We start from the raw sequence: 9,659 nt of genomic DNA, 5'->3' as shown, positions 1-9,659 counted from the left end.
GACCTTCACGGTCCTCGCCCCGCTTTTTCGCGTTCCCGGGGATGCCGATGTCACGTCCGGGGGTGGTGTCCGGTCGGTAGGGACGACGGGTTCTTCCGAGAAGGGGTGGTGCGGTGATGGGAACGGTGCTGGTGACCGGGGCGACGGGGACGCTGGGGCGGGAGGTGGTGCGGCTGCTGGTGGCGCGCGGGGTGGTGGTGCGGGGGTTGAGCCGGCGGGTGCGGGACGGGGGTGACGGGGTCGAGTGGGTGGTCGGGGACCTGGTGAGCGGGGCCGGGATCGCGGAGGCGATGGCCGGGGTCGAGGTGGTGGTGGACTGCGCGACCACCCAGCGGAAGGCGGACCTGGCCGGGGTCCGGACGCTGGTGGCGCGGGCCCGGGAGGCCGGGGTGCGGCACCTGGTGTACGTGTCGATCGTCGGGATCGACCGGGTGCCGATCGCGTACTACCGGACGAAGCTCGCCTGTGAGGGGGTGGTGCGGGAGTCGGGGCTGGGCTGGACGGTGCTGCGGGCGACGCAGTTCCACGACCTGGTGCTGAAGTTCTTCGACGCCTCCGCCCGGCTGCCGCTCTTCCCGGTGCCGAGCGGGTCGGCGTTCCAGTCGGTGGACGTGCGGGAGGTGGCCGCGGCGGTCGCGGACCTGGCGGGGGAGGAGCCGGCCGGCTTCGCGCCGGAGGTGGGCGGCCCGCAGGTGCGCTCCTACCGGGAGCTGGCCGAGGCCTACCTGCGGGCGGCGGGCAAGCGCCGACTGCTGCTGCCGCTGCGCCTGCCGGGAGCGGCCGGCCGGGGCCTGCGGGCGGGCGGCAACCTGACACCGGATCGGGCGGTGGGCCGGGGGACCTTCGAGGAGGCACTGGAGCGGCGGTTCGGCGACCGCTGAGGCCCGCGACTGTCAACCAGGGTTGACACCTGCGCAAGTGTCAACCAGAGTTGACGGCATGAGTGAGAGCGGAGAACTCGCGGCTGCGGCGAGCAGCCGTGACCCCGCCGTGGGGCTCCGGGCGGTCCGCGCGCTGCGCGATCTGGCGGACCGCCTGGAGGGCCTGCAGGTGGGCAACGCCCGGTCGCAGGGCTGGTCCTGGCAGGACATCGCGGTCTGCCTCGGGGTGACCAGACAGGCGGTGCACAAGAAGCACGCCCGACGAGGGGCCGGCAAGGACGAGGACGGAGGCTGAGCGATGTTCGAGCGTTTCACCGGCACGGCGCGGCAGGTTGTGGTCACGGCCCAGCAGGAGGCGAGGGAGCTGCGGCACGAGCACGTCGGGACGGAGCACCTGCTGCTGGCGATCGCCGGCGTGCCCGGCGACCCGGCGGCCGCCGTCCTGGTCGAGGCGGGCCTGGACCGGGAGACGGTGCGGCGGGCGGTTGTCCGGGCGTTCGGGCCGGAGGAGGACGCGGTGGCGCTCGCCTCGATCGGGGTGGATCTGGGTGCGGTGCGCGAGGCCGTCGAGTCGGTGTTCGGCAAGGGGGCGCTGGATGCGCCCACCGAGGAGGAGCCGAGGCGGCGCGGCTGGTTCCGGTCGGAGGCGAAGCCGGGGCGGAGCCCGTTCACGGCCGGGGCGAAGAAGGCGCTGGAGCTCTCGCTGCGCGAGTCGTTGCGGTTGAAGTCGGGCGAGATCGCGGTGGGCCACCTGCTGCTCGGGGTGCTGCGGGAGGGCGAGGGGCTCGGGGCGCGGGTGATCTCCGAGCACGGGCTGGCCCCGGACGCCGTGCGACGGGCGGTCGAAGGGAAGCTGGGACGGGTGCCCCGGGCGTGAAGCGTGGCGCTCGGGCGGGCGTCGTCGGCGCCGCCGAGTGGTGTGGGCGGCGTGAAAGCGGGAGATTGGCCGTCAACTGGCCGCTTGAGGCCTATGTCTGAATCGATATGATCGGCCGAAAGCGTGAACCGATCAGCCGCCCGGAGACGTTTCGCTGCGTCGCCGGGCGGTCTGGTATGCGCCCGACCAGCTGTCGGCGGCCGCAACCGTCGCCGACCCCGCCGCCCGCGCCGCCGCCGCCCGCCGACGTTGCCGAGGACCGCACCGATGAGAGAAGCCACCAGCCCCGACGGCCGATCGCGCAGACGGCCCGCGCCGCGCACCGTCGCCCTGACCGCGGCCGCCGTCCTGCTGGCGCTGGTCGCCGCGCCGGTCGGCATCATCCGGGCGTTCGGCGCGCACCAGCCGCTCACCGCCCTCGCCGTGGGCGCCGTCACGGTGCTCTGGCTGATCGCCGTCGGCCTCGCGGCGACCGGCGCCGAGCGCACCCGCGGGCTGACCGAGGACCTGGCCGCGCAGCACGAGGAGACCCGGGCCGCACTGGTCGCCGCCGGCACGGCCCGGCAGGCCGAGACGGCCGCCGACGACCGCGCCGCCGCGGCGCTCGCCGAGCGGGACGCCGCCCGCGCCGAGCGGGCCCGGGCCGAGGCGGACGTCACCACCGCGCACGCCGAGCTGGCCCGGCTGCGGGCCGAACTCGACACCGAGCGGGCCGGGGCGGAGACGGAGCGGACCCGGGCCGAGGCCGAACGTGCCGAGCTGGCCCGGATCGCCGAGGGCGTGCTGCCCGAGATGGTGAAGAAGCTGCGGGCCGGCGCGGCCGTGGACAGCGCGCTGGCCGTCCACCGCAAGCACCCCCAGTACGCGCTGCTGCGCGCGGTCGGGGAGGAGATCGGCCGTGGCGAGCGGCTGCGGGCGGCCGCGCTCGCGGTCTGCGCGACTGCCGCCGGACGAGTGCAGGCGCTGGCCACGAGCATGCACGCCGAGCTGCGCGAGATGCAGCACCGGCACGACGAGGAGGCCCTCGGCGACCTGCTGAGCCTGGACCACTCGACCGCCCAGGCGGGCCGGATGGCCGACAGCATCGCGGTGCTCACCGGTGCCCGCTCGGGCCGCCGCTGGGCCAAACCGATCGCGGTGGAGTCGGTGCTGCGCGGCGCGCTCGGCCGGATCGGCGCCTACCAGCGGGTGCGGCTGCACAACGCCAGCACGGCCGCGGTCGCCGGGTACGCGGCCGAGGGCGTGATGCACGCGCTGGCCGAACTGCTGGACAACGCCACCAACTTCTCCGCCCCGCCGGCCGAGGTGCACGTCTACGTCGAGGAGGTGCCCGCCGGGCTGGTGGTCACCGTCGAGGACAGCGGGCTGGGCCTGAGCGACAGCTGGCTGCGCCGGGCCGAGCAGGCCGTCTCCGCCGAGCCGTTGGACCTCACCACGCTCTCCGCCGGTACCCGGCTGGGGCTCGCGGTGGTCGGCGTACTGGCGCGCAAGCACGGGCTGCAGATCTCCTTCCGGCCGTCGGCGCGCGGCGGCACCGGGGTGGTGATGCTGATTCCGCAGCAGCTCGTCACGCACCCGGTACCGGCCGCCACCCCGGCGCCGGTCCAGGTGTCCGTCCCGGCGCAGGCGCCGCCCGCGGAGACCGCGCGCCCCGTGCTCACCCCGGCGCGCTCCGCACCCGCCTCCCTGCCTCCGGCGCCCTCCGCGCAGCGGACCCCCTCCGGGGCGCAGCCCGCCACCGCGCCCGCCCTGCCGGCCGCCCCGGCCCGGATGACCGACAGCGGCCTGCCGCAGCGCCGCCGAGGGCAGACACTGGCGACCACCGTCCCCGCGACGGACCGGACCGCGAAGCCCGTCCGCAGCGACGGGGTGAGCGCGGCCGCCCGGTTCGGCGCGTTCCGCCGGGCCGCCGCCCGTCCCGTGGCGGCCGAGCAGCCCCCCGCCGGGGCGCCGACCACGGACCCCGACACCATGACCGACGCTTCCCCCGTCACCGAGAAGGACACCTGATGAGCAGTGCCACCGACCGTGACCTCGACTGGCTGCTGGAGAACCTGCTGGCGGCGACCCCCGGCACCCGGCACGCCCTGGTTCTCTCCGCCGACGGCCTCAAGCTCTGCCACACCGCCGGACTGAGCACCGACCAGGCCGATCAGCTGGCCGCCATCGCCTCCGGACTCCAGAGCCTGGCGCACGGGGCCTCGATCGAGTTCGGCGACGGCAGCGGCGGCGTGCGTCAGTCGATGACCGAGTTCCACGGCGGCATCCTGTGCATCGTGGCGGCCGGCGAGGGCGCGCACCTGGCGGTGGTCACGGACGACGACGCGGACGTCGGCGTGGTCGGCCACAACATGCACGGCCTGATCGAGCAGATCGGGGTCCACCTCAGCGCGCCCGCCCGGGGCGGGGAAGGCGAGGCCGCCGCGCAAGAGAGCGCGACGATATGAACGCCGGGCCGGTGCTGCCGGGCTGCGATGACGATCCGGACCGCCTCTACACCATCACCTGGGGCCGCAGCCGGGCTCCGGAGAACGCCTTCGACCTGGTCACCCTGATCGTCGCCGAGCGGGAACCGGCGCCCGGGATGCAGTCGGAGCACGTCCGGATCCTGCGGATGTGCGAGGCCCCGACCGCGGTCGTGGAGGTGGCGGCGGAGCTGGCGCTGCCCGTCTCGGTGGCGAAGATCCTGCTCGGCGACCTGCTGGAGTCCGGGGCGGTCACCGCCCGTCACCCCCGGTTCGCGCCGAACAAGGCCCGGCTGCCCGACCTCGACACGCTGAAGCAGGTGCTGCATGGCCTCCAACAGCTCTGACGCCCGGCCCGCCGACGCGCGCACCCCGCTGCGGTCGACTGCCGACAACGCGCTGAAGATCGTCGTGGTCGGCGGCTTCGGCGTCGGCAAGACCACGCTGGTCGGCTCGGTCAGCGAGATCCGCCCGCTGAACACCGAAGAGGTGATGACCAAGGCGGGCGAGGGCATCGACCCGGCCGGCGCCTGGGGCAAGCGCTCCACCACGGTCGCCTTCGACTTCGGCCGGATCACCCTCTCCGAGCGCCAGGTGCTGTACCTGTTCGGCGCGCCCGGACAGGAGCGTTTCTGGTTCCTCTGGGACCGGCTGTTCAGCGGCGCCCTGGGCGCGGTCGTCCTGGTGGACACCCGGCGGCTGGAGGACTCCTGGTACGCGATCGACCGGCTGGAGCACCACGGCACGCCGTTCATCGTGGCCCGCAACAACTTCGGTGAGCCGAGCCACACCCTGGAGCAGGTCCGCGAGGCGCTGGACCTGCCGGCCGAGGTGCCGCTGGTGGACTGCGACGCGCGCGACCGCGAGTCCGGCAAGCGGGTGCTGATCGCCCTGGTCCACCACCTGGCGGCCCTGGCCGGGGCCGACGAGGCCGCCCTGACCGACGGGGTCGCCCCGGCCACCGTTGCAGGTGAGGCCGTCCCGGTCACGGTTGCAGGTGAGGCCGTCCCGGCCACCGTTGCCGGGGGCGAAGAGGCAGCCCCGGCCGGGGAGCCCGCCCCGGCGGGGCCCCGCACCGCGATCTACGAGGAGAGCACCCCGTGACCGAGCCCGCCGCCACCCCGCCCCCGGGCTGCCCGGCGCACGCCGACGCCACGCCGCTGTACGGGCCGCGCTTCCAGACCGACCCGTCCCAGCTCTACCGCGAGCTGCGCGCCGTGCACGGCCCGGTCGCCCCGGTCGAGCTGGCCGGCGGGGTGCCCGCCTGGCTGGTCATCGGCTACCGCGAACTCCAGCAGGTGACCGGCCAGCCGCAGCTGTTCGGCCGTGACTCCAGCCGCTGGCACGCCTGGGCGACGCTGCCCGCCGACTGGCCGCTGAAGCCGATGATGGCGCCCGTCCCCTCGATCCTCTACGCGGAGGGCGAGGAGCACGTCCGGCGCTCGCGCGCGGTCACCGACACGCTGGCCGGGATCGACCCGTACGAGCTGCGCAAGCACGCCGAGGAGATCGCCGACGGACTGATCGACGAGTTCGCCGGGCGCGGCGAGGCCGATCTGGTGGCCGAGTACGCGCACCGGATGCCGCTGCTGGTGCTGTGCCGGGTGCTCGGCCTGGACGAGGAGCAGGCGCCGCAGCTGGTCGCGGCACTGCTGGCGATGGTGGACGGCGGCCCGGACGCGCCGACCGGTGCCCAGAGACTGCTGGAGCTGATGTCCGCGCTGGTCGAGGAGAAGGCCGAGCACCCGGGCGCCGACGTCGCCTCGCGGATGCTGGCGCACCCGGCCGGGCTGACCCACGACGAGGTGATGCGCGACCTGCGGGTGCTGCTGATCGCCGGCCAGCAGCCGACCTCGTACTGGGTCTCCAACGCGCTGCGGCTGATGCTCACCGACGAGCGGTTCGCCGCCTCGCTGGCCGGCGGCCGGCGCAGCATCAGCCAGGCGCTGAACGAGGCGCTCTGGGAGGACACCCCGACCCAGATCTTCGCCGGCCGCTGGGCGGTCCGCGACACCCAGCTGGGCGGCCAGCGGATCGGCGAGGGCGACATGGTCCTGCTCGGCTTCGCCGGGGCCAACGCCGACCCGTCGGTGCGGCAGGCGGACGGCCGCCCGGCGGAGGGGAACCGGGCGCACATGAGCTACTCGTACGGCGAGCACGGCTGCCCGTTCCCGGCCCAGGAGGCGGCCGAGGTGATCGCCACCACCGCGATCGAGGTGCTGCTCGACCGGCTGCCGGACCTGCGGCTGGCGGTGGCCGAGCACGCACTGGTGTGGCGGCCGTCGGCCTGGGTGCGCGGGCTGGTGGCACTGCCGGTCTCGTTCACCCCGGGCCATCCGGCCTGATCCACCAACACCCGCCGTTCGAAAGAGAGTTGTCGATGACTGCTGCCCCGGCCCGAATCGTCCTCGACCCGCTGGCCCGCGACAACGCGGCCGAGGGTGCGCTGCTGCGGGCCGCCGGCCCGGTGGTGCCGGTCGAGCTGCCCGGCGGGGTCGCCGCCTGGGCGGTGACGCAGCACGCCGCCGCGCGCGACCTGCTGACGGACGCCCGGCTGGTGAAGGACGCCGCACACTGGGCGGCCTACCAGCGCGGTGAGGTGCCGAAGACCTGGCCGCTGATCGGCCTGGCGGTGCCCGGCCCGAGCATGGTGACCACCGACGGCGCCGAGCACCGCCGGCTGCGGGCGCTGGTCGCGCAGGCCTTCACCCCGCGCCGGGTGGAGCTGATGCGCCCGCGCGTCGAGGAGATCACCCACGCGCTGCTGGACGGCCTGGCGGCGGGCGAGCCGGTGGTGGACCTCAAGACGGACTTCGCCTTCCCGCTGCCGATGACGGTGATCTGCTCGCTGCTGGGCGTGCCGGAGTCGGACCACGGCCTGCTGCGCGACCTGTACGAGCGGTTCTTCGGCATCAAGCCGAACCCGGAGGGCATCCAGGCGACCGTCGCCGGACTGAACGCCTTCGTCAACAGCCTGGTGGCGCAGCGTCGTTCGGCTCCCGGCGAGGACCTGGCGAGCGTGCTGCTGGCGGCCGACACCGAGGGCGGGGCGCTGACCGACGCGGAGGCGGCGGCCACCCTGCGGGTGATCATCGCGGCCGGCCACGAGACCACGGTGAACCTGATCGGCAACGCGGTGCGGGCCCTGCTGACCCACCCGGACCAGCTGGAGCTGGTGCGTTCGGGCCAGGTGTCCTGGGACGCGGTGGTGGAGGAGTCGCTCCGCTGGACGCCGCCGACCAGCAACTTCCTGTTCCGCTTCGCCGCCGAGTCCATTCCGGTCGGCGAGGTGGTGATCCCGCCCGGCGAGCCGGTGCTGGTCTCGTACAACGCGATCGGCCGTGACCCGCTCCAGCACGGGGTGACGGCCGAGGTCTTCGACATCACCCGGGACCCGACCCGCCACCTGTCCTTCGGCCACGGCCCGCACGTCTGCCCGGGCTCCCCGCTGGCCAGGCTGGAGGCGGGGATCGCGCTGCCCGCACTGTTCGAGCGATTCCCGGGGCTGTCGCTTGCGGTGCCGGACGCCGAGCTGCGGCCGAGCCCCTCGCTGGTGGTGAACAGCCTGCTGGAGCTGCCGATCCGACTGTTCTGAACATTCGTCACGTCCTGGGGGCCTCGTCCGGGTTTACGGTCGGGGCCTTCGACTTCTGGTGGCGGCGGTCCGGAAATCGCCTGGTCGCGGGTCACGGTCGGGACACCGGCTTGTGAAGGTCGAACGTGGACCTTGGCGGGCGGCGGCGGCTGCGTTAACGTCTTCGATCAGTCCGGCCGCCGTCCGCCCGTGATTCCGTCCGCGATCCCTTGTAGGCCCATCTCCGGTACAGCGCAATGTCGTTCAGTCCACCGTCGGCAGCATGCCCTGGCGAGGAGAACCGCATTGACCCTCAACCCGACCGCTCCGCATCCGAGTCACCGTCGCCGTCTGGCCGCCGTGCCCGCCCTGGTGGCGGCGCTGGCCTTGACGGCGGCCTGCTCCAACAGCTCAGGCGGTTCGGGTGGCGGTGGCGGAGGATCGGCCGCTTCGCTGTCCGGTGACTGCGCCAAGTACCAGCCGTACGCCGGGCATTCGGGCACCACCGTGACGATGTTCGCCTCGATCCTGAGCCCGGAGTCGGACAACCTGGAGAAGTCCTGGGCCGAGTTCGGCAAGTGCACCGGGATCAAGATCAGCTACGAGGGCTCGAACGACTTCGAGTCCCAGCTGCCGGTCCGGGTCTCCGGCGGCAACGCGCCGGACTTCGCGATCATCCCGCAGCCGGGCCTGCTGGCGCAGATGGTGAAGAGCGGCAAGGTGGTGAAGCCGCCCGCCCAGACCGTTGCCAACCAGGACAAGTGGAGCCCGATCTGGAAGACCTACGGCTCGGTCAACGGCACCTTCTACGCGGCCCCGATGAGCGCCAACATGAAGTCCCTGGTCTGGTACTCGCCGAAGGCCTTCAAGACGGCCGGCTACGAGGTGCCCAAGACCTGGGCCGACCTGATGGCGCTCAGCGACCGGATCGCCAAGGCGGGCGGCGCCAGGCCGTGGTGCGGCGGCATCGCCTCCGGGACGGCCACCGGCTGGCCGGCCACCGACTGGCTGGAGGAGGTGGTGCTGGGCTCGTACGGCGGCGAGGTGTACGACCAGTGGGTCGGCCACCAGGTGAAGTTCTCCGACCAGAAGATCACCACCGCGATGAAGACGGTCGCCGACTGGATGCAGAACCCGGCCTGGGTCAACGCGGGCTTCGGTGACGTGAAGTCGATCGCCACCACCACCTTCCAGGACGCGGGCACGCCGATCCTGAGCGGCAAGTGCCTGATGCTCCAGCAGGCCTCGTTCTACGAGGCGCAGTGGCCCAAGGGCACCAAGGTCGGCCCGGACGGGGACGTCTTCGCCTTCCACCTGCCCGCGGTGAACCCGTCGATCGCCAACCCGGTCGAGGGCGGCGGCGAGTTCCTGGCGGCGTTCTCCGGCCGGCCCGAGGTGCAGGCGGTGCAGAACTACCTGTCCAGCTCGGACTGGGCGAGCAGCCGGGTGAAGACCGCGAGCGGCTGGGTCTCGGCCAACCAGGGCGTGGACAAGAGCCTCTACACCGACCCGATCGACAAGCTGTCGGCGGAGGCCCTGACCGACCCGTCGGCGACCTTCCGCTTCGACGGCTCCGACCTGATGCCGGCTGCCGTGGGCGCCGGGCAGGAGTGGAAGTCGCTGACCGCCTGGTTCGCCGAGGGACAGTCGATCCAGAAGACCGCCGCCGACATCGACGCCGCCTGGCCGCAGTAGAGCCGGGCCGTCGACCGGCCCGACCTCGCTCCGGCCCCGCTCCGGCTCTGGCCCCGGTTCCGGCTCTGGCCCCGGTTCCGCGGCGGGGCCGGGCGCACCGAGGACCACCTGTCGAGGGCGGTGCGGGGGCCCCCCCCCCCCCCCCCCCCCCCCCCCCCCCCCCCCCC

10 protein-coding genes are annotated in these 9,659 nt (G+C 74.0%); all 10 read left to right on the top strand.

Annotated features, from left to right (window positions below):
* Positions 1-116 precede the first annotated feature (116 nt).
* The 10 genes from ACFU7Y_RS32255 (at position 117) to ACFU7Y_RS32210 (ending at position 9,492) form a co-directional block, all read left to right on the top strand.
* Positions 117-881 (top strand): SDR family oxidoreductase, encoded by a 765-nt coding sequence (locus ACFU7Y_RS32255; protein ID WP_224281040.1) that lies wholly within the window; start codon positions 117-119, stop codon positions 879-881.
* A 58-nt stretch (positions 882-939) separates the two neighbouring features.
* Entirely contained in the window at positions 940-1,176 is a 237-nt protein-coding gene (locus tag ACFU7Y_RS32250) for an RNA polymerase subunit sigma-70 (protein ID WP_224281039.1), read from the top strand.
* Positions 1,177-1,179: 3 nt separating this feature from the next.
* Positions 1,180-1,758, top strand: coding sequence for a Clp protease N-terminal domain-containing protein (locus ACFU7Y_RS32245; protein WP_224281038.1), 579 nt, complete (start codon positions 1,180-1,182; stop codon positions 1,756-1,758).
* Between the two features lie 267 nt (positions 1,759-2,025).
* On the top strand, positions 2,026-3,768 hold the full coding sequence (locus tag ACFU7Y_RS32240) for an ATP-binding protein (RefSeq protein WP_380770503.1): 1,743 nt from the start codon (positions 2,026-2,028) through the stop codon (positions 3,766-3,768).
* A complete protein-coding gene (locus ACFU7Y_RS32235) occupies positions 3,768-4,205 on the top strand; it encodes a roadblock/LC7 domain-containing protein (protein WP_224283070.1) in 438 nt (145 codons plus the stop codon). The genes ACFU7Y_RS32240 and ACFU7Y_RS32235 overlap by 1 nt, the downstream gene beginning before the upstream one ends.
* Positions 4,202-4,570: a DUF742 domain-containing protein gene (locus ACFU7Y_RS32230; RefSeq protein WP_224283071.1), complete on the top strand. Its 369-nt coding sequence runs from the start codon at positions 4,202-4,204 to the stop codon at positions 4,568-4,570. Before ACFU7Y_RS32235 ends, ACFU7Y_RS32230 begins: the two co-directional genes overlap by 4 nt.
* Entirely contained in the window at positions 4,551-5,327 is a 777-nt protein-coding gene (locus ACFU7Y_RS32225) for an ATP/GTP-binding protein (protein ID WP_374120057.1), read from the top strand. The genes ACFU7Y_RS32230 and ACFU7Y_RS32225 overlap by 20 nt, the downstream gene beginning before the upstream one ends.
* Positions 5,324-6,568 carry a cytochrome P450 gene (locus ACFU7Y_RS32220; protein WP_224283072.1) on the top strand — a complete coding sequence of 415 codons (1,245 nt, stop codon included), beginning with the start codon at positions 5,324-5,326 and terminating at the stop codon, positions 6,566-6,568. The genes ACFU7Y_RS32225 and ACFU7Y_RS32220 overlap by 4 nt, the downstream gene beginning before the upstream one ends.
* Before the next feature lie 35 nt (positions 6,569-6,603).
* Positions 6,604-7,818 (top strand): cytochrome P450, encoded by a 1,215-nt coding sequence (locus tag ACFU7Y_RS32215; RefSeq protein ID WP_224283073.1) that lies wholly within the window; start codon positions 6,604-6,606, stop codon positions 7,816-7,818.
* Positions 7,819-8,103: 285 nt separating this feature from the next.
* Complete coding sequence (locus ACFU7Y_RS32210) at positions 8,104-9,492, top strand: ABC transporter substrate-binding protein (RefSeq protein WP_224283074.1); 1,389 nt, start codon at positions 8,104-8,106, stop codon at positions 9,490-9,492.
* Positions 9,493-9,659: the final 167 nt, after the last annotated feature.

This window comes from Kitasatospora sp. NPDC057542 (genome assembly GCF_042801945.1).
Lineage (GTDB): Bacteria > Actinomycetota > Actinomycetes > Streptomycetales > Streptomycetaceae > Kitasatospora.
The sequence above is the reverse complement of the archived record's forward strand: the minus strand, read 5'-3'. Positions and strand labels throughout refer to the sequence as shown.

Excerpts from the sequence above, each read along its gene's own strand:
- ACFU7Y_RS32255 (WP_224281040.1), top strand. The coding sequence starts at position 117 with ATGGGAACGGTGCTGGTGACCGGGGCGACGGGGACGCTGGGGCGGGAG.
- ACFU7Y_RS32250 (WP_224281039.1), top strand. The coding sequence starts at position 940 with ATGAGTGAGAGCGGAGAACTCGCGGCTGCGGCGAGCAGCCGTGACCCC.
- ACFU7Y_RS32245 (WP_224281038.1), top strand. The coding sequence starts at position 1,180 with ATGTTCGAGCGTTTCACCGGCACGGCGCGGCAGGTTGTGGTCACGGCC.
- ACFU7Y_RS32240 (WP_380770503.1), top strand. The coding sequence starts at position 2,026 with ATGAGAGAAGCCACCAGCCCCGACGGCCGATCGCGCAGACGGCCCGCG.
- ACFU7Y_RS32235 (WP_224283070.1), top strand. The coding sequence starts at position 3,768 with ATGAGCAGTGCCACCGACCGTGACCTCGACTGGCTGCTGGAGAACCTG.
- ACFU7Y_RS32230 (WP_224283071.1), top strand. The coding sequence starts at position 4,202 with ATGAACGCCGGGCCGGTGCTGCCGGGCTGCGATGACGATCCGGACCGC.
- ACFU7Y_RS32225 (WP_374120057.1), top strand. The coding sequence starts at position 4,551 with ATGGCCTCCAACAGCTCTGACGCCCGGCCCGCCGACGCGCGCACCCCG.
- ACFU7Y_RS32215 (WP_224283073.1), top strand. The coding sequence starts at position 6,604 with ATGACTGCTGCCCCGGCCCGAATCGTCCTCGACCCGCTGGCCCGCGAC.